Genomic DNA, 17,355 nt, shown 5'->3' with positions numbered 1-17,355 from the left:
AAGTCCGATGGGAGAATATCTGCATGACCGACGTCGACCCCGCCCTTGCCGACGCCGCCCCTGACGATTTCGGACCCTTCGGCCGGCCGCTGTTCGAAGACCCCTCGGCCCGCGCGCTGTCGCGGGTCGGCGTGGTCGATGTCGGCTCGAATTCGGTGCGGATGGTGGTCTTCGACGGCGCCGCGCGCAGCCCCGCTTATTTCTTCAACGAGAAGATCATGTGCGGTCTGGGCCTCGGTCTGGCCGAGACCAACCGGCTGAACCCGCGCGGGCGCGAGAGGGCGCTGGTGGCGCTGAAACGCTTCGCGCTGCTGGCCAAGGGGATGGAAGTCTCGCCCATGACCGTCGTCGCCACGGCGGCGGTGCGCGAGGCCGAGGATGGGCCGGCGTTTCAGGAAGAGGTGCTGCGCGAGACCGGGTTGAAGCTCTTCGTCGTCGACGGCGACGAGGAGGCGCGGCTCTCGGCGCAGGGGGTGCTTCTGGGCTGGCCGGATGCGCGGGGCATCGTCTGCGACATCGGTGGCAACTCGATGGAGCTCGCGCGGATCGGCGGCGGGAAAGTGGGCGTGCGCGCCACGTCGCCGCTGGGCCCGTTCCGGCTGCAGCAGGTCTCCTCCGACCCTGCGGTGCGGCAGAAGCACATCGTCAGCGTGCTGCGCGGGCTGAAGGACATCATCAAGCCCGAGGGCGACCGGATCTATCTGGTCGGCGGGTCGTGGCGGGTGATCGGACGGCTCGACATGGAGCGGCGCGGCTATCCGCTGACCGTGCTGCACGAATACCGCATGCAGCCGAAATCGCTGATGGAGACGCTGGACTGGATCGCCGCAAGCGACCTCACCGCGCTGCGCGTGCGCACCGGCACCTCGACCGACCGGATGGAGCTGGTGCCCCTGGCCTGCGAGGTGCTGCGCGAGCTGATCCGCATCTTCAAGCCGAAGGAGATCGACGTCTCGGCCTATGGCATTCGCGAGGGGCTGCTCTACGAGCAGATGCCCGACAAGCTGCGCGCCCGCGACCCGCTGATCGAGGCGGCGCGGGTGGCCGAGGCGACCTCGGCCCGCATCCCGGGTTTCGGCAAGAAGCTCTACAGCTTCCTGCTGCCGCTGTTCAAGAACGCCCCGCCCGCGCGGCAGCGGCTGATCAAGGCGGCCTGCCTCCTGCATGACACGACATGGCGCGCCCACCCCGACTACCGCGCCGAGGTCTGCTTCGACAACGCCACCCGCGCCAATCTCGGCGGGCTCGACCATCCGGGGCGGGTGTTCCTCGGGCTGGCGCTGCTGCACCGCTACAAGAACTCGCGCTCTGGCTCGCGGCTGGAGCCGCTGTTCCGGCTTCTGACCGATGACGAGATCCAGGATGCCGAGGTGCTGGGCAAGGCAATGCGCTTCGGCGCGATGTTCTCGGTGGCTGATCCGACGGCGGCAGGCACGCTGCGCTGGATGCCGAAGCTGAAGGTGCTGCAGCTGAAGCTGACCACCGATGGCGAGGCGCTTTATGGCGAGGTGGCGCAGGCGCGGTTCAAGGCGCTCGCGGCGGCGCTGCGCGGCAGGCCCGAAGTGATCACGCCGCGATGATCGCGCTCGACCATCTCGCGGTCTCGGCGGCGACACTCGATGAGGGCGTGGCGCAGGTGGAGGCGGCTCTCGGGGTGCGGCTGGCGGGCGGCGGGCAGCATGCGCATATGGGCACGCACAACCGGCTCTTGGGGCTCGGCGATCTTTATCTCGAGGTGATCGCCATCGACCCCGCGGCCCCTGCCCCGGCCTGGCCGCGCTGGTTCGATCTGGATCGTTTCGCGGGCCCTCCCCGCCTGACCAACTGGGTCGCCCGCTGCGACGACCTCGGCGCCGAGCTGGCGCTGAGCCCCGAAGGAACGGGCACGCCGGTGGCGCTGTCGCGCGGCGATCTGCACTGGTGCATGGCGGTGCCCGGCGACGGGCGGCTGCCCTTCGGCGGTGGCTTCCCGGCGCTGATCCAGTGGGACGGCCCGCACCCGGTCGAGCGCCTGCCCGATCCGGGCCTGCGCCTGACCCGGCTGGAGATTGCCCATCCCGAGGCCGCGGCGCTGGCCGAGGCGCTGGCGGGCCGGATCGACGAGGTGCGGCTGGTCATCGTGCCGGGCGAGCGGCTGGCGATGCAGGCGAGCTTCGCCACGCCGCAGGGAACGCGCCTGCTCCGATGATCCGCCCCGCGACCGACACCGATGCCCCTGCGATCCTCGCGATCTGGAACCCCCTGATCCGCGACACGCTGGTGACCTTCAACGCCGCCGAGAAGACCGAGGCCGAGCTTTCGGCGATGATCGCCGAGCGTGAGGCGGCGGGGCATTGCTTTCTGGTGGCCGAGGCGCCGGAGGGGATCGCGGGCTTCGTCACCTATGCCCAGTTCCGCGGCGGCGTGGGGTATCGGCGGACGATGGAGCATACCATCATCCTCGGCCCCGGGACGCGGGGTCGCGGAATCGGCCGCGCGCTGATGGCCGCGGCGGAAGATCACGCCCGGGCGAGCGGGGCGCATTCGATGATCGCGGGCGTCAGCGGCGGCAACCCGGAGGGCCGCGCCTTCCATGCCGCGTTGGGCTACCGCGAGATCGCCCGGCTGCCCGAGGTCGGCTGGAAGTTCGGCCAGCTCTTCGAGCTTGTGCTGATGCAGAAAATCCTCTCCTGACAGCGCGCCCGTCCCGGTCTATGCTGCCGCCCATGTCGATCTGGACCCGCATCACCGAAGCCCTCTCTGCCCTCGCCGCCGGCGAAGGCCTGTCGAGTGTGCTCGACCGCCTGCGCAGCCCGCCCGAGCGCTCGGTCGCCTTTACCATCGCGGTGATCGCCCTGGGGGCCAAGATGGCGAAGGCCGATGGCGAGGTGACGCGGCCCGAGGTCACCGCCTTCCGTCAGGTCTTCGCCATCCCCGAGGGCGAGGAGATGAACGCGGGCCGGGTCTTCAACCTCGCGCGGCAGGACGTGGCCGGGTTCGACGCCTATGCCCGCAAGATCAAGGCGATGTTCCGCGACGACGACCGCATCCTGATCGACCTGATGGAAGGGCTGTTCCACATCTCGATGGCGGATGGCGACTATCACCCCGACGAAGAGGCCTTCCTGACCGAAGTGGCGCGGATCTTCGGGCTCAGCGACCGCTGCTTCCGTGCGCTGCGCGCCCGCTTCGTCAAGGACGCGCCGCGCGACCCCTATGACGTGCTGGGGGTCGACATCGGCGCCACGATGGCCGAGGTGCGGGCAGCGTGGAAACAGGCGGTGCGCGACAGCCACCCCGACCGGATGATCGCCCGCGGCGTGCCGGAAGAGGCGGTGAAGCTGGCCGAGAAGCGGATGATCGACATCAACCGCGCCTGGGAAGAGATCAGCGCGAAACAGGCGGCATGACGCGGCTGCGCATTGCCAGCTACAACGTGGAATGGTTCAACGCGCTCTTCGACGACAGGGGGCGCCTTCTGGCCGATGACGAGCTTTCGGCCCGCTACGACATCTCCCGGCGCCAGCAGATCGAGGCTCTGGGCATCGTCTTCACCGCGCTCGACGCCGATGCGGTGATGGTGATCGAGGCGCCCGACCATGGCAGCCGCCGCAGCACGGTGAAGGCGCTGGAACGCTTTGCCAAGACCTTCGGCCTCCGGGCGGCGAAGGCGATCCACGGCTTCACCAGCGGCACCGAGCAGGAGATCGCCCTGCTCTACGACCCCGCCCGGATCACGGCGCGGCACGACCCGCAGGCCGAGGCCAAGGCGCCGCGCTTCGACGGGGTGTTCCGCTTCGACATCGACGCCGATGCCACGCCCGAACCGATCCGCTTCTCCAAGCCGCCGCTGGAGCTGGCACTGACCGCCGATGGCCAGCCGTTGCGGATGATCGGCGTGCATGCCAAGTCGAAAGCGCCGCACCGGGCGCGGAACACTGCCGAGTTCACCCGCATCTCGATCGACAACCGCCGCAAGCAGCTGGCGGAATGCGTCTGGCTGCGGCGGCGGGTGGTGGCACATCTGGAGCGGGGCGACAGCCTGATCGTTCTGGGCGACTTCAACGACGGGCCGGGGCTGGACGAATACGAGAAGCTCTTCGGCCAGTCTGGCATCGAGATCGTGCTGGGGCCGGAGGCCGATCCGCCGCTGCAGCTGACCGACCCGCATGCAAGGATGGCGCTGAGCCAGCGCGTCGGCGTGGTGCCGAGCACGGCGCGTTTCTGGCTGGCACCGCAGGAGCGCTATTTCGAGGCGCTGCTCGATTTCATCATGGTCTCGCCCGATCTCGCCGCCCGGGCGCCGAACTGGCGGATCTGGCATCCGTTCAACGACCCGGGCTGCTTCAAGGTGCCCGAGCTGCGCGACGCGCTGCTGGTGGCGTCGGATCATTTCCCGGTCACGCTGGATCTGTGATCTTTTTTTCCCGCGGGCGGGCCCTATATCCGGAACATGAAACAGATCCTTGCCCCCCTCGCCCTCTGTCTCTCGCTGACCGCGGTTCAGGCGCAGGAGTCCGTGCCCGAGATCGATCCCGCCCCGGAGTCTCCGGGCGACGTCGATGAAGGCTTCAGCCTGCTCGGCGAGGGCGCGCGGCTCTTGTTCCGCGGCCTGATGGACGAGGCCGAGCCGATGATGGACGACATGGGCCAGGCCCTGCAGGAGCTGCAGCCCGCCGCGCGCGAGTTGCTGACGATGATCGGCGACCTGCGGCATTACGAGGCGCCGGAGCGGCTGCCTAACGGCGACATCCTGATCCGCCGCAAGGCCGACGCGCCGCCGCTTGAGCCGCTGCCCGAGACGGCGGAGCCGGAAGCGCCAAGCGGCGAGATCGAGCTCTAGCCCGATCCTTCTGCGAAGGATCAGGCCCCTCCCCCGCCGGTCAGGAGCGATCCTTCGCAGAAGGATCGCCCGGCTCAGGCCCGCGCCTGGCGGATCAGCGTCAGGATGTCCTTCGCCGCCGCCGGGATGTTCGTCCCCGGCCCGAAGATTGCCTTCACCCCGGCCTTGTAGAGATAGTCGTAATCCTGCTGCGGGATCACCCCGCCGCAGATCACCAGGATGTCCCCCGCCCCGTTGGCCTTCAGCGCCTCGATCAGCTTCGGCGCCAGCGTCTTGTGCCCGGCGGCGAGCGACGAGATGCCGATGACATGCACGTCGTTGTCGATGGCGTCCTGCGCGGCTTCCTCGGGGGTCTGGAACAACGTGCCCACATCGACGTCGAAGCCGATGTCGGCGAAGGCCGTGGCGATCACCTTGGCGCCGCGGTCGTGGCCGTCCTGGCCCATCTTCACCACCAGCATGCGCGGGCGGCGGCCCTCCTCCTCGGCGAAGGCCTCGACATCCTTCTGGATTGCGGCGAAGCCCGCGTCGCCCTCGTAGGCCGCGCCATAGACGCCGGAGAGGGTTTTCACTTCCGCGCGGTGGCGGCCGAAGATCTTTTCCATGGCCATGCTGATCTCTCCGACGGTGGCGCGGGCGCGCGAGGCGGTGACGGCGGCTTCGAGAAGATTGCCGCCCTCGGCGGCGCGGCGGGTAAGCTCGGCCAGCGCCGCGTCGCAGGCGACCTGGTCGCGGCTGGCGCGGATGCGGGCGAGGCCTGCCACCTGCGCCTCGCGCACCTTGTCATTGTCGATGTCGAGGATCTCGATCCGGTCCTCCTTGCCGAGCCGATACTTGTTGACCCCGACGATCACATCCTCGCCCCGGTCGATTGCCGCCTGCCGCCGGGCGGCGCTTTCCTCGATCCGGAGCTTGGGCATGCCCGAGGCCACGGCCTTGGTCATGCCGCCCATCGCCTCGACCTCCTCGATCAGCGCCCAGGCCTTTTCGGCCAGCTCCGCCGTCAGGCTCTCCACATAGTAGCTGCCGGCCAGCGGATCGACGACATGGGTGATGCCGGTCTCTTCCTGCAGGATCAGCTGGGTGTTGCGGGCGATGCGGGCGCTGAACTCGGTCGGCAGGGCGATGGCCTCGTCGAGCGCGTTGGTATGCAGCGACTGCGTGCCGCCGAGCGCCGCCGCCATCGCCTCGTAGGCGGTGCGGATCACGTTGTTGTAGGGATCCTGCTCCTGCAGGCTGACTCCGGAGGTCTGGCAATGGGTGCGCAGCATCAGGCTCTCGGTCTTCTGCGCGCCGAATTCGGTCATGATCCGGTGCCAGAGCAGCCGCGCCGCGCGCAGCTTCGCCGCCTCCATGAAGAAGTTCATGCCGATGGCGAAGAAGAACGACAGCCGGCCGGCGAAAGCATCGACATCCATGCCGCGGGCGATGGCGGTGCGGACATATTCGCGGCCGTCGGCCAGGGTGAAGGCCAGCTCCTGCACCAGGTTCGCGCCCGCCTCCTGCATGTGATAGCCGGAGATCGAGATCGAGTTGAACTTCGGCATCTCGGCCGAGGTGTATTCGATGATGTCCGCGATGATCCGCATCGAGGGTTCGGGCGGATAGACATAGGTGTTGCGGACCATGAACTCCTTGAGGATGTCATTCTGGATGGTGCCCGACAGGAGGCGCCGATCCACGCCCTGCTCTTCGCCCGTGACGATGAAACTGGCGAGGATCGGGATGACCGCGCCGTTCATCGTCATGGAAACGCTGACCTTTTCCAGCGGGATGCCGTCGAACAGCACCTTCATGTCCTCGACCGAGTCGATGGCGACACCCGCCTTGCCGACATCGCCCACCACGCGCGGATGGTCGCTGTCGTAGCCGCGATGCGTCGCCAGGTCGAAGGCGACCGAGACGCCCTGCTGGCCCGCGGCCAAGGCGCGGCGGTAGAAGACGTTCGACTCCTCGGCGGTGGAGAAACCGGCATATTGCCGGATCGTCCAGGGGCGGCCCGCATACATCGTCGCCCGTACCCCCCGGGTGAAGGGCGCGAGACCGGGGACGCTGCCCATATGCGCCAGCCCCGCGGTATCGTCGGCGGTGTAGAGCGGCTTGACCGGGATGCCCTCCAGCGTGTTCCAGGTCAGCGCCTCGGGGCTGCGGCCCTTCAGCTCCTTCTCCGCGAGCTTGCGCCAGCCGTCCAGATCGTCGGTCATATCCTCGTCCTCTCGAACCGCCCGGTCACAACCGGGATACATGCTTTGGTTTCCGGCCAGCCGCCCCTATATGCTGAGGTGACGGAGGACGTATGAAACCCCTTTATATTCTTGCCCTTGCAGCCTTCCTGCCGCTGGCCGCCCCGGCGCAGGAGCCGATCACCACCGGCCCTGTCGATGCGGCGGGGCTCACCTTGTCGGAGTTCGTCTGGAAAAAGCGCCCGCTGGTGGTCTTCGCCGACACGGCCGCCGATCCATCCTTCGACGCGCAGATGCGCAATCTGGCCGAGAATTTCGGCGATCTGGAGCTGCGCGACGTGATCGTCATCACCGACACCGATCCCGCCAACCCCAGCGAGATTCGCAAGGCGCTGCGGCCCCGCGGCTTTTCGCTGGTGATCCTCGACAAGGACGGGCGGGTCGCGCTGCGCAAGCCGCTGCCCTGGTCGGTGCGCGAGATCAGCCGCGCCATCGACAAGTTCCCGATCCGCCGGGAAGAGATGCTGGAGCGCAATCCGGCGGGGCGGTAGCTCATTCGAACTCCATGATCACATCGTCCACCCGCAGGCTGGCGCCCGCGGTGGCCGAGACCTTCTTGACCACGCCCTTGCGCTCGGCCTTGAGGATGTTCTCCATCTTCATCGCCTCGACTGTCGCCAGCGGCTGACCCTCCTGCACCTCGTCGCCCTCGGCCACGTTGATCTTCACCACCAGCCCGGGCATCGGGCAGAGCAGGAAGCGCGAGGTGTCGGGCGGCAGTTTCTCCGGCATCAAGAGCGCCAGTTCGGCCTGACGCGGGGTGCGGACATGCACCTTGAGATCTGCGCCGCGCAGCCGCAGGCGGAAGCCCGAGGGGATCTTGCCGACCTTCATCACCAGAGGCGCGCCATTGACGCTGACCCGCGCCAAGGGCTGCCCCGGCGTCCAGTCGGAGGCGACGCGCAGCGCCTCGCCATCGGCGAAGCAGACGGTGGAGCCCTCGCGGTCGGCGGCGATGGTGACGGGGAAGGACTGGCCCTGCAGCGTCACCACCCAGTCGACGCCCACCTTGCGCTCGTGGTTGTCCATCGTGCCGGTGATCCGGGTGCGGCGGATCTCGGCGACGCGGTTCATCGCGGCCGCGGCGGCGGCGGCGCGGCGCAGCGTGGGCTCGTCCAGCGTGGCGCCCTGGAAGCCCTCGGGATATTCCTCGGCGATGAAGGCGGTGGTGATGTCGCCGCTGACGAAGCGCGGATGATCCATCACGGCGGCGACGAAGGGCAGGTTGTGGCCGATGCCCTCCACCTCGAATGTGTCGAGCGCCAGCCGCATCTCCTCGATGGCCCCTGCCCGCGTCGGGGCCCAGGTGCAGAGCTTGGCGATCATCGGGTCGTAATACATGCTGATCTCGCCGCCCTCGAAGACGCCGGTATCGTTGCGCACCACTGCTGTCGGCGTGGCGCTTTCGACCGGCGGGCGGTAGCGGGTCAGCCGGCCGATGGAGGGCAGGAAGTTGCGGTAGGGGTCTTCGGCATAGAGGCGGCTCTCCATCGCCCAGCCGTTGATCCTGAGGTCGGACTGCGCGAAGGGCAGCGCCTCGCCGGCGGCGACGCGGATCATCTGCTCGACGAGGTCGATGCCGGTGATCAGCTCGGTCACCGGATGTTCGACCTGCAGCCGCGTGTTCATCTCGAGGAAGTAGAAGTTGCGGTTGCCGTCGACGATGAACTCGACCGTCCCGGCGCTGGTGTATCCGACGGCGCGGGCCAGGGCGCAGGCCTGTTCGCCCATCGCTCGGCGGGTCGCCTCGTCGAGGAAGGGCGACGGCGCCTCCTCGATGACCTTCTGGTTGCGGCGCTGGATCGAGCATTCGCGCTCGTGCAGGTAGACGCAGTTGCCGTGCTTGTCGGCCAGCACCTGGATCTCGATATGGCGCGGCTGGGTCACGAATTTCTCGATGAAGATGCGGTCGTCACCGAAGGAGCTCGCCGCCTCGTTCTTGGAGGATTCGAACCCCTCCTTCACCTCGGCCTCGCTCCAGGCGATGCGCATGCCCTTGCCGCCGCCGCCGGCGCTCGCCTTGATCATCACCGGATAGCCGATCTCGCCCGAGATCTTCACCGCCTCGTCGCCATCGGCGATCAGCCCCATGTAGCCCGGCACGGTGGAGACGCCCGCCTCCTGCGCCAGCTTCTTCGAGGTGATCTTGTCGCCCATCGCCTCGATCGCCGGGGACGGCGGCCCGATGAAGACGACGCCCGCCGCCTCCAGCGCCGCCGCGAAATTCATGTTCTCGCTGAGAAAGCCGTAGCCCGGATGCACCGCCTCGGCGCCGGACTGGCGCACCGCCTCCATGATCTTGTCGATCACGATATAGGACTGATTCGCCGGCGAGGGGCCGATGTGGATCGCCTCGTCGGCCATCTTGACGTGCAGCGCGTTGCGGTCGGCATCGGAATAGACGGCGACCGTGGCGATGCCCATCTTGCGGGCGGTCTTGATGACGCGGCAGGCGATTTCGCCCCGGTTCGCGATCAGGATCTTCTTGAACATCATCGTCCCCTCGTCAGCGGCGCCCACATGGCGCGAAAATGAAAAGGACCACCCGGGCGGTCGGCCCGGGTGGTCCATGGAAATTTGCGGAAACCGCGCGGGGCGGCGCAGGTCAGGTCAGCGGCAGGCGGGCAGGCCCTGGATGCCGCAGGACACGCCACCGGCAACCGCGCCGATGAGAGCGCCCTTGGTCTTGCTGCCGCCCGTGGCGTCGGCGATGACCGCACCGGCGACGGCGCCGCCCAGCGTGCGCACCGCGGCGCTTTCCTGATAGTTGCCGGTCGGGGCGCCATAGCCGCCGCCGTAGCCGCCACTATAGCCGCCGCCGTAGCCTTGCTGCTGCGCGCAGCCTGCGACGGTGCTGGCCAGAATAGCCATAAGAATGAGGGGGTTGCGAAGCATGCTGCTCGATCTCCGTTCAGGATTGTTATCGCGCCCGACAATATCGGAAAACGCCCCGCGGAAAAGTGAATTCCGCGTGTCCCAAGGCCATCGGCAAATCGGCGCCAAGCTGTCGGAAAGTCCGGTCCGGCCTCTGCAGGGCCGGACCGGCAGTCAAGGGAAGGGTCGCAGTCTTGACGGAGGGCGGCAACGGGAGGTTGAGCCGCCGCCCTCGCGGGAAGATGGTGCGCAGGCGCCCGCAAGGCAAAGCCAAAGGCAGCGGCCCCGGCGCGATGCGCGGAGTCCTGCCCGGTTGCCGAAGCGTGCCGCGGAAACATGCCTACTCGTCCTCGTCTTCGTCGTCCCAGTCGCCGTCGGGGACCGGCGGCGCATCGGGGGCAAAGATTTCGGGGAAGGCAGCCTCGGCCCGCTTGCGGTCGACCCGCAACAGGGCGTCGTAGCTTTGCGGATCGAAGGGATCTTCGGCAGGCACCACCTCGCGCCCGAAGAGCCACGAGATGCGCCCGGCATCGAGATTGCCGCGCTCGAAGGGGTCTTCGCCGAAATGATGCCAGAGGGCGGCGAGGAAGCCCGCGTCAGCCGCGCGGTCCATCGCCTTGCGGTCGCGGTAACGCTCGCGCTTGATGATCTTGGTCGGGCCCGCCTTGCTGGCGCGCCGGATCACATACTGGAAATCGGTGCCGGTGAGACGGCCGGGGAAGCCGCGATGCTTGATCATCGTGCACCCTCCCCGGAACGGAGGGCGACAACTGGGGCGGGCCGGACCCTGAGGGTCGCAGCAGCCCGCCCCGGAAGAAGATTACTTGTACTTGCCCGTGTACACCGGCTCGGTCGTGACGGCCGGCTGGTCAACGTAGACAACTTCTTCTTTTTTCGCGCAGGCGGCAACGAAAGCCACCATGCACAGTGCGAATACGACAGTGCTCTTCGACATCCTCTACTCCATTTTTCATTGAAGGCGCCCGCCGTCGAACCTTCGTCGGCGTGGACCCTCTGCGAGGTGAAGACCGCTTGGGTTCGGTCTTTATCAATCGTATCTGATCCAACAGGCATTTGACACAGCGATGTGCCCAAGATGCCCACCTGTGACTCAACTACATCAGACGGCTCACCCGACTGGTCAAACTTAGCAAGATATTGTGGTTCCATCAGAATGGCTCCCATATGCAGATGCCATCGCGGATCGTGAAGGCTTCGAAAAACTGTGTGGCCTCGGGGGCCGCTTGCCCGAACGGAACCGGAACGTCGGACATCGAAATCACCACCTGAGCCGGGGCCGGGCCCTGCTCGGCGATGCGGGGCAGGACGTAGCTCTCGCACAGCGCCTGGATGTCCGCCGAGGCGGCCTCGAAGGCGATGCTGCCGCCCGGGCCGATCTCGGGGGCAAGGAAGCGAAAGCGCATGGTCAGCCCCGAGGGGCCGGGCTCGTTCCAGATCACCTCCTGCAAGGTGACCGGCTGGCCGGAAGGCACCGGCACCAGCGCATCGGGCGCGCTGTCGGTCTGGGCCGGTGTGAAGGGAGCATCGGGCTTGGTCACGCGCCAAGCCCCGCTTTGCTAGCGGGGGCTGCGCGACCCTCTGCTCTGGTGGATGGTGACATGTCGGTTCCCTGAATGCTGCGTTACAGGGGAATGTTATCGTGTTTCTTCCACGGGTTCGTCAGTTTCTTGCCGCGCAGGCTGGCAAAAGCGCGAGCGACGCGGCGCCGCGTCGAATGCGGCATGATCACCTCGTCGATGAAGCCCTTTTCCGCCGCGACGAATGGATTGGCAAAGCGGTCCTCGTAATCCTTGGTGCGCTGCGCGATCTTCTCGGGATCGCCCAGTTCCGAGCGGTAAAGGATCTCGGTCGCGCCCTTGGCCCCCATCACCGCGATCTGCGCCGTGGGCCAGGCATAGTTGAAATCGCCGCGCAGGTGCTTGGAGGCCATGACGTCATAGGCGCCGCCATAGGCCTTGCGGGTGATGACCGTCACCTTGGGCACCGTCGCCTCGCCATAGGCGAAGAGCAGCTTCGCGCCGTGCTTGATGACGCCGCCATGTTCCTGCCCCGTGCCCGGCAGGAAGCCCGGGACGTCGACCAGCGTCAGGATCGGGATCTCGAAAGCGTCGCAGAAGCGCACGAAGCGGGCGGCCTTGCGGCTGCTGTCGATGTCGAGGCAGCCCGCCAGCACCATCGGCTGGTTCGCCACCACACCGACAGACTGGCCCTCGATGCGGATGAAGCCGGTGATGATGTTGGCGGCGAAATCCTTCTGGATCTCGAAGAAATCCGCCTCGTCGGCGATCTTGCGGATCAGCTCGGCCATGTCATAGGGCTGGTTCGGATTGTCCGGCACCAGCGTGTCGAGGCTCGGCTCCACCCGGCTCACATCGTCGAAGAACGGTCGCGTCGGCGCGCGGTCGCGGTTCGACAGCGGCAGGAAATCGAAGAGGCGGCGCGTCTCGGCCAGGGCCTCCACGTCGTTTTCGAAGGCGCCGTCGGCCACCGAGGATTTCTTGGTATGGGTCGAAGCCCCGCCGAGCTCCTCTGCCGTCACCACCTCGTTCGTCACGGTCTTGACCACATCGGGGCCGGTCACGAACATGTAGGAGGTGTCCTTCACCATGAAGATGAAGTCGGTCATCGCCGGGGAATAGACCGCCCCGCCCGCGCAGGGGCCCATGATCAGGCTGATCTGCGGCACCACGCCCGAGGCCATGATGTTGCGCTGGAACACCTCGGCATAGCCCGCCAGCGAGGCCACGCCCTCCTGGATCCGCGCGCCGCCGGAATCGTTCATCCCGATCACCGGCGCGCCATTCTGCAGCGCCATGTCCATGATCTTGCAGATCTTCTGGGCGTGGGTCTCCGACAGCGAGCCGCCGAAGACGGTGAAGTCCTGGCTGAAGACATAGACCATGCGGCCGTTGATCGTGCCCCAGCCGGTCACCACCCCGTCTCCCGCAGGCCGGTCCTCCTCCATGCCGAAGTCGGTGCAGCGGTGGCGCACGAACATGTCGAACTCCTCGAAGGAGCCCTCGTCGAGCAGAAGCTCGATCCGTTCGCGCGCGGTGAGCTTGCCCTTGGCGTGCTGCGCATCGACCCGACGCTGGCCGCCGCCCGCGCGGGCCATCTCGCGCCGATCTTCAAGCTGCCGCAGAATGTCCGTCATGACCTTGCCCCTCGAAATTTCAGGCACCATAGTGGCGCCACCCGCGGGCAGAAAGCAATTTTCGGTAAATTTGCAAACTCTCTGCGACCAACAATCTGCAAAATGCAAAACCTGTTAACATCGAGCCGCCATGCCCAGCCTCCCCGTCCCCGTCGTCACCATCCTGCTGTTGGTGGCCTCCAACGTCTTCATGACCTTCGCTTGGTATGGCCATCTGAAGTTCAAGGCGGCACCGCTCTTTGCGGTCATCCTCATCAGCTGGGGCATCGCCTTTTTCGAATATCTGCTGCAGGTGCCCGCCAACCGCATCGGCCACAGCCATTTCTCGGCGGCCGAGCTGAAGACCATCCAGGAGGTCATCACCCTTTTGGTCTTCGCGCTGTTCTCGGTCTTCTTCCTCAAGGAGCCCCTGACCTGGAACCACTTCGTCGGCTTCGCTTTCATCGCCTGCGGTGCCTTCTTCATCTTCCACAAATGGTAACGCACAAGCCCTTGTGCGTCAGGGCGATGGACTTCGCCCGGCCCCCGGCCTAGCTCATCGCAATGTCAGACCTCCCCCTCCCCCGCTTTCTGCACCGCGCCTCGCCGCCGCACATCATGACGCTGGTGCTGCTGACGGGGCTTTCCGCCCTCAGCATGAACATCTTCCTGCCCTCGCTGCCCGGAATGGCGGCGTGGTTCGGGGTGGATTACGGGCTGATGCAGCTGTCCGTCGCGCTCTATCTGGGGCTGAGCGCGGTGCTGCAGGTGGTGATCGGGCCGATCTCCGACCGCTACGGGCGGCGCAGTGTCATCCTCGGCTCGCTGGCGCTGTTCCTCATCGCCACGGCGGGCACGCTTCTGGCACCGAATGCAACGGTCTTTCTCGTCTTCCGCATGGCGCAGGCCGTCATCGCCTCGGGCATGGTGCTGAGCCGGGCGGTGGTGCGCGACATGGTGCCAGATGCGCAGGCCGCCTCGATGATCGGCTATGTCACCATGGGCATGTCGCTGGTGCCGATGATCGGCCCGATCGTCGGCGGGCTGCTGGACGAGGTCTTCGGCTGGCAGGCGAACTTCGCGCTGCTGCTGGCGCTCGGGCTTCTGGTGACGGCGCTGGTCTGGGCCGATCTCGGCGAGACGGCGGCGATGCAGCCGGTGAGCTTTGCCGCGCAGCTGAGGCAATATCCCGAGCTTCTGAGCTCGCAGCGCTTCTGGGGCTACGTGCTCTGCGCCGCCTTCGTCTCGGGTTGCTTCTTCGCCTATCTCGGCGGCGCGCCCTTCGTCGGCACCGAGGTCTTCGGCCTATCCTCCTCCGAGGTCGGGCTCTACTTCGCCTTCCCCGCGGTCGGCTACGCCTTCGGCAGCTTCCTCTCGGGCCGCTTCTCGGTCCGCGTCGGGATGAACCGCATGGTGCTGGGCGGGGTGCTGGTGACGAGCGGCGGCATCCTGCTCCTTCTCCTGCTCACGCTGGCCGGGCTGCATCATCCGGCGGTGTTCTTCGGCATGACCACTTTCGTTGGCATCGGCAACGGCATGTCGCTGCCCAATGCCAATGCCGGGATGCTGTCGATCCGCCCGCATCTGGCGGGGACGGCCTCGGGCCTCGGCGGCGCGATCATGATCGGCGGCGGTGCGGCGCTGGCGGCGGCGGCGGGGGCCCTCCTCGGCCCGGGCAGCAGCGAGATGCCGTTGATCCTGCTGATGCTCGCCTCGGCGCTCGGCGCGGTGCTGGCGATCCTCGCGGTGATCCGCCGCAGCCGCAGGCTTGGGCTCGACTGTTGACAGGCGGCTTTGCAACTGCCTAGCTGGCATTTGCAAAAGAGGGGTCCATGACCGCGCAGAAACTCTATGCCGGGGCCAAGCTGCGCGACCTGCGCAAGCGGCTTGGCCTGACCCAGAAGGTCTTCGCCGAGAAGCTGGGCGCCTCGCTGCCCTATCTGAACCAGATGGAGAACAACCACCGCCCGGTCTCGGCCACCGTGGTGCTTGCGCTGGCGCAGGAGTTCGGGCTGGACGTGACGGTGCTGACCACCGGCGAGGCCGAGCGCATGGTGACCGACATGCGCGAGGCGCTGGCCGATCCGGTCTTCGCCTCGGGTGCGCCGCCGCTGGCCGACCTGCGGCTGGCGGCCTCCAACGCCCCGGCGCTCGCCCGCGCCTTCCTCGACCTGCACCGCGCCTACCGCCAGAGCCACGAGCGGCTCGCCTCGCTCGATGAGGTTCTGGGTCGCGACGAGACGGTGCTGCGCCCCTCGCCCTGGGAAGAGGTGCGTGATTTCTTTCACTATTGCGACAATTACCTCGATGCCATCGACCGTGCCGCCGAACATTACACGGCGCCCGGAGGTATCCGGAAAGACGTCGTTCTCACCGCGTCCGAAACGCTGGCGAAGGCCGGGATCAGCTTGCATCTCTCCGACATTTCCGCGATCCGCCGCTTCGATCCGGGCACGGCGGCGCTGGAGCTGTCGGCACGCTCCACCGGAGCGACCCAGCGCTTCCAGATGCTGCATCAGGTGGCGCTGCTGACCCAGAACGACCTGCTGGAGGCGACGCTCGATCTCGCCCGCTTCCAGACCACCGAGGCGCGCGACATCGCCAAGATCGGGCTGGCCAACTATTTCGCCGGGGCGGCGCTGCTGCCCTACCGCCCGTTCCAGCAGGCGGCGCTGGAGACGCGGCACGATCTGGAGCGTCTGGCCAACATATTCGGCGCCTCGATCGAGCAGGTGGCGCACCGGCTCTCCACGCTGCAGCGGCCCGGGGCCAAGGGCGTGCCCTTCTTCTTCGTGCGGGTCGATCAGGCGGGCACCATCACCAAGCGCCATTCCGCCACGCGCTTCCAGTTCGCGCGCTATGGCGGGGCCTGCCCCTTGTGGAACGTGCATCGCGCCTTCGAGACTCCGGGTCATTTCCTGCGGCAACTGGCGCAGACCCCGGACGGGGTGCGCTATCTGCTGCTGGCGCGCGACGTGTCGAAATCTGGCGGGTCGTTCCATGCGCCGGTCCGGCGCTTCGCCATCGGGCTCGGCTGCGAGGTGCAGCATGCCGGGGCTCTGGTCTATGCCGATGGGCTGGACCTGAAAGGCCAGTTCGAGCCCATCGGCATCTCCTGCCGGATCTGCGACCGGCAGGAGTGTCATCAGCGGTCCGTGCCGCCGCTCGAGCGGCAGCTCAGGGTCGATCCCGACCGGCGCGGCCTGTTGCCCTACGAGATCGTCGGCTGATCCTCAGCCTTCCGGCACCATGAGCCGGGCGCGGATCTCGTCCTTCAAGCGGACGCGCTGCTTTCTCAGGTCAGCCTCGTGCAGCGGGTCCGTCGGTTCGATCAGCGTCTCGGCGCGGTGCACCTGCTTGTTCACCGCGTAATACTCTTCCACGAGCCGGGCGAAATGCGGGTCGCTGATCCTGAGATCGCGGATACGCTCCGCCTCCGCCGGGAAATCCTCGGCAAGCTCGTGTGGCGTGTGGGTCATGCGGTTCTCCCTCTTCGTTGCCGTCGAGAGAAGCCTAGGAGCCGCCCGGCCCCGCCACCTTGACCCGGATCAACTCAGCCCCGGGTCGGGCGAAATCCGGCGGCGCGGGCCTCGGCCTCGGTGCAGAACCAGCGTTCCTCCGGCCCGCTGATCCGGGTCTTGCCATAGTCGCGGCTGCCCGGCATGTGGTAGATCCGCCCATTCTTCGACACGTTGCCCTTGATCTCGCAGCCCGTCACCGGCGCTTCGGGCGCATCCGCGCCCCGGCGATGCGCCTCGGGCGTGACCATCGCCCCCGACCAGATGCCGAGCCCCGCCTTTTCGGCAGCGCCCTCCTCGGCGACGTAGCGCCCGGAATACTTGCGATAGGCCAGCGCCGCCCCGTTGCGGACCAGTGCCGCATTGATGTCCTCGCCATCGGCCCGGCAGACCGCGAGCAGACGGCCGTAGCGGTCCTCCTCCCCGCCGGCACAGACGACGCGCCGCCCCTCGACCCGGGCGGCCAGTTCCGCCGTGGCCCAGCGGCCGCAGTCCCAGCGTGCGCCCTTGGCGCCGCAGGACTGGTCGCGCTCCGGCGCGTCGATACCGAAGAGCCGCACCTTCTGGCCCGCGACATGCAGCGTGTCGCCGTCGATCACCCGCACCTCCCCGGTGACCGAGGCGGCAAGCGATGGCAGCGCCGCGAGGCTCAGCATCAGAACAAGGAGCGAACGAAAGATTAACATCCGCCGAGATCTCCGGCCTTCTCAGCCGGAAATCAAGCCAATTCTTAACGAAAGGTTA

The 17,355-nt window shown here is 67.3% G+C and carries 19 protein-coding genes; 10 read left to right on the top strand and 9 right to left on the bottom strand.

The genetic code is table 11. The features are described 5' to 3' along the window. Positions 1-23: 23 nt before the first annotated feature. The 6 genes from AC3A5Z_RS18440 to AC3A5Z_RS18415 are packed head-to-tail and all read left to right on the top strand — an operon-like array spanning position 24 to position 4,822. The gene (locus AC3A5Z_RS18440; RefSeq protein ID WP_487520776.1) at positions 24-1,580 is read left to right on the top strand and encodes a Ppx/GppA family phosphatase; all 1,557 of its coding nucleotides are present in this window, start codon (positions 24-26) and stop codon (positions 1,578-1,580) included. Further along, positions 1,577-2,188 (top strand): VOC family protein, encoded by a 612-nt coding sequence (locus AC3A5Z_RS18435; protein WP_487520775.1) that lies wholly within the window; start codon positions 1,577-1,579, stop codon positions 2,186-2,188. The genes AC3A5Z_RS18440 and AC3A5Z_RS18435 overlap by 4 nt, the downstream gene beginning before the upstream one ends. Next, a complete protein-coding gene (locus AC3A5Z_RS18430; RefSeq protein WP_487520774.1) occupies positions 2,185-2,673 on the top strand; it encodes an N-acetyltransferase family protein in 489 nt (162 codons plus the stop codon). Before AC3A5Z_RS18435 ends, AC3A5Z_RS18430 begins: the two co-directional genes overlap by 4 nt. A gap of 32 nt (positions 2,674-2,705) precedes the next feature. Beyond that, the gene (locus AC3A5Z_RS18425; RefSeq protein WP_487520773.1) at positions 2,706-3,389 is read left to right on the top strand and encodes a TerB family tellurite resistance protein; all 684 of its coding nucleotides are present in this window, start codon (positions 2,706-2,708) and stop codon (positions 3,387-3,389) included. After that, the gene (locus AC3A5Z_RS18420; RefSeq protein ID WP_487520772.1) at positions 3,386-4,396 is read left to right on the top strand and encodes an endonuclease/exonuclease/phosphatase family protein; all 1,011 of its coding nucleotides are present in this window, start codon (positions 3,386-3,388) and stop codon (positions 4,394-4,396) included. Before AC3A5Z_RS18425 ends, AC3A5Z_RS18420 begins: the two co-directional genes overlap by 4 nt. 36 nt (positions 4,397-4,432) lie before the next feature. Next, the gene (locus AC3A5Z_RS18415) at positions 4,433-4,822 is read left to right on the top strand and encodes an AAA+ family ATPase (RefSeq protein ID WP_487520771.1); all 390 of its coding nucleotides are present in this window, start codon (positions 4,433-4,435) and stop codon (positions 4,820-4,822) included. Positions 4,823-4,896: 74 nt separating this feature from the next. Here AC3A5Z_RS18415 and scpA read toward each other — a convergent pair whose 3' ends face one another. Then, positions 4,897-7,026 (bottom strand): methylmalonyl-CoA mutase, encoded by a 2,130-nt coding sequence (scpA, locus tag AC3A5Z_RS18410; RefSeq protein ID WP_487520770.1) that lies wholly within the window; start codon positions 7,024-7,026, stop codon positions 4,897-4,899. Between the two features lie 92 nt (positions 7,027-7,118). On the opposite strand from scpA, the gene AC3A5Z_RS18405 reads away from it, so the two are divergent. Further along, on the top strand, positions 7,119-7,556 hold the full coding sequence (locus AC3A5Z_RS18405; RefSeq protein WP_487520769.1) for a DUF4174 domain-containing protein: 438 nt from the start codon (positions 7,119-7,121) through the stop codon (positions 7,554-7,556). Between the two features lies 1 nt (position 7,557). Here AC3A5Z_RS18405 and AC3A5Z_RS18400 read toward each other — a convergent pair whose 3' ends face one another. The 6 genes from AC3A5Z_RS18400 to AC3A5Z_RS18375 form a co-directional block, all read right to left on the bottom strand. Beyond that, entirely contained in the window at positions 7,558-9,558 is a 2,001-nt protein-coding gene (locus tag AC3A5Z_RS18400; RefSeq protein ID WP_487520768.1) for an acetyl-CoA carboxylase biotin carboxylase subunit, read from the bottom strand. A 117-nt stretch (positions 9,559-9,675) separates the two neighbouring features. Beyond that, positions 9,676-9,960, bottom strand: a complete 285-nt coding sequence (locus AC3A5Z_RS18395; RefSeq protein ID WP_487520767.1) for a hypothetical protein — start codon at positions 9,958-9,960, stop codon at positions 9,676-9,678. A 319-nt stretch (positions 9,961-10,279) separates the two neighbouring features. Beyond that, positions 10,280-10,678 (bottom strand): hypothetical protein, encoded by a 399-nt coding sequence (locus AC3A5Z_RS18390; RefSeq protein ID WP_487520766.1) that lies wholly within the window; start codon positions 10,676-10,678, stop codon positions 10,280-10,282. A gap of 81 nt (positions 10,679-10,759) precedes the next feature. Further along, positions 10,760-10,894, bottom strand: a complete 135-nt coding sequence (locus tag AC3A5Z_RS18385) for a hypothetical protein (protein ID WP_107662777.1) — start codon at positions 10,892-10,894, stop codon at positions 10,760-10,762. Positions 10,895-11,108: 214 nt separating this feature from the next. Then, the gene (locus tag AC3A5Z_RS18380; protein ID WP_487520765.1) at positions 11,109-11,498 is read right to left on the bottom strand and encodes a DUF6497 family protein; all 390 of its coding nucleotides are present in this window, start codon (positions 11,496-11,498) and stop codon (positions 11,109-11,111) included. 83 nt (positions 11,499-11,581) lie between these two features. Beyond that, entirely contained in the window at positions 11,582-13,114 is a 1,533-nt protein-coding gene (locus tag AC3A5Z_RS18375; protein WP_487520764.1) for an acyl-CoA carboxylase subunit beta, read from the bottom strand. 130 nt (positions 13,115-13,244) lie between these two features. On the opposite strand from AC3A5Z_RS18375, the gene AC3A5Z_RS18370 reads away from it, so the two are divergent. The 3 genes from AC3A5Z_RS18370 (at position 13,245) to AC3A5Z_RS18360 (ending at position 16,323) form a co-directional block, all read left to right on the top strand. Continuing rightward, complete coding sequence (locus AC3A5Z_RS18370) at positions 13,245-13,595, top strand: DMT family protein (protein WP_487520763.1); 351 nt, start codon at positions 13,245-13,247, stop codon at positions 13,593-13,595. A gap of 62 nt (positions 13,596-13,657) precedes the next feature. Beyond that, positions 13,658-14,878, top strand: a complete 1,221-nt coding sequence (locus AC3A5Z_RS18365) for a multidrug effflux MFS transporter (RefSeq protein WP_487520762.1) — start codon at positions 13,658-13,660, stop codon at positions 14,876-14,878. A 47-nt stretch (positions 14,879-14,925) separates the two neighbouring features. Continuing rightward, positions 14,926-16,323: a helix-turn-helix domain-containing protein gene (locus tag AC3A5Z_RS18360; RefSeq protein ID WP_487520761.1), complete on the top strand. Its 1,398-nt coding sequence runs from the start codon at positions 14,926-14,928 to the stop codon at positions 16,321-16,323. Positions 16,324-16,326: 3 nt separating this feature from the next. Here AC3A5Z_RS18360 and AC3A5Z_RS18355 read toward each other — a convergent pair whose 3' ends face one another. Both AC3A5Z_RS18355 and AC3A5Z_RS18350 read right to left on the bottom strand, forming a co-directional pair. Further along, positions 16,327-16,572 carry an HP1242/YdcH family protein gene (locus AC3A5Z_RS18355; protein WP_487520760.1) on the bottom strand — a complete coding sequence of 82 codons (246 nt, stop codon included), beginning with the start codon at positions 16,570-16,572 and terminating at the stop codon, positions 16,327-16,329. Between the two features lie 74 nt (positions 16,573-16,646). After that, positions 16,647-17,297, bottom strand: a complete 651-nt coding sequence (locus tag AC3A5Z_RS18350; RefSeq protein ID WP_487520759.1) for a thermonuclease family protein — start codon at positions 17,295-17,297, stop codon at positions 16,647-16,649. Between the last annotated feature and the right edge of the window lie 58 nt (positions 17,298-17,355).

The organism is Cereibacter sp. Soil_C_27, from assembly GCF_057657095.1.
This window is presented reverse-complemented; position numbering and strand designations above follow the sequence as displayed.

Excerpts from the sequence above, each read along its gene's own strand:
- AC3A5Z_RS18440 (WP_487520776.1), top strand. The coding sequence starts at position 24 with ATGACCGACGTCGACCCCGCCCTTGCCGACGCCGCCCCTGACGATTTC.
- AC3A5Z_RS18435 (WP_487520775.1), top strand. The coding sequence starts at position 1,577 with ATGATCGCGCTCGACCATCTCGCGGTCTCGGCGGCGACACTCGATGAG.
- AC3A5Z_RS18430 (WP_487520774.1), top strand. The coding sequence starts at position 2,185 with ATGATCCGCCCCGCGACCGACACCGATGCCCCTGCGATCCTCGCGATC.
- AC3A5Z_RS18425 (WP_487520773.1), top strand. The coding sequence starts at position 2,706 with ATGTCGATCTGGACCCGCATCACCGAAGCCCTCTCTGCCCTCGCCGCC.
- AC3A5Z_RS18420 (WP_487520772.1), top strand. The coding sequence starts at position 3,386 with ATGACGCGGCTGCGCATTGCCAGCTACAACGTGGAATGGTTCAACGCG.
- AC3A5Z_RS18415 (WP_487520771.1), top strand. The coding sequence starts at position 4,433 with ATGAAACAGATCCTTGCCCCCCTCGCCCTCTGTCTCTCGCTGACCGCG.
- scpA (WP_487520770.1), bottom strand. The coding sequence starts at position 7,026 with ATGACCGACGATCTGGACGGCTGGCGCAAGCTCGCGGAGAAGGAGCTG.
- AC3A5Z_RS18405 (WP_487520769.1), top strand. The coding sequence starts at position 7,119 with ATGAAACCCCTTTATATTCTTGCCCTTGCAGCCTTCCTGCCGCTGGCC.
- AC3A5Z_RS18400 (WP_487520768.1), bottom strand. The coding sequence starts at position 9,558 with ATGTTCAAGAAGATCCTGATCGCGAACCGGGGCGAAATCGCCTGCCGC.
- AC3A5Z_RS18395 (WP_487520767.1), bottom strand. The coding sequence starts at position 9,960 with ATGCTTCGCAACCCCCTCATTCTTATGGCTATTCTGGCCAGCACCGTC.
- AC3A5Z_RS18390 (WP_487520766.1), bottom strand. The coding sequence starts at position 10,678 with ATGATCAAGCATCGCGGCTTCCCCGGCCGTCTCACCGGCACCGATTTC.
- AC3A5Z_RS18385 (WP_107662777.1), bottom strand. The coding sequence starts at position 10,894 with ATGTCGAAGAGCACTGTCGTATTCGCACTGTGCATGGTGGCTTTCGTT.
- AC3A5Z_RS18375 (WP_487520764.1), bottom strand. The coding sequence starts at position 13,114 with ATGACGGACATTCTGCGGCAGCTTGAAGATCGGCGCGAGATGGCCCGC.
- AC3A5Z_RS18370 (WP_487520763.1), top strand. The coding sequence starts at position 13,245 with ATGCCCAGCCTCCCCGTCCCCGTCGTCACCATCCTGCTGTTGGTGGCC.
- AC3A5Z_RS18365 (WP_487520762.1), top strand. The coding sequence starts at position 13,658 with ATGTCAGACCTCCCCCTCCCCCGCTTTCTGCACCGCGCCTCGCCGCCG.
- AC3A5Z_RS18360 (WP_487520761.1), top strand. The coding sequence starts at position 14,926 with ATGACCGCGCAGAAACTCTATGCCGGGGCCAAGCTGCGCGACCTGCGC.
- AC3A5Z_RS18355 (WP_487520760.1), bottom strand. The coding sequence starts at position 16,572 with ATGACCCACACGCCACACGAGCTTGCCGAGGATTTCCCGGCGGAGGCG.
- AC3A5Z_RS18350 (WP_487520759.1), bottom strand. The coding sequence starts at position 17,297 with ATGTTAATCTTTCGTTCGCTCCTTGTTCTGATGCTGAGCCTCGCGGCG.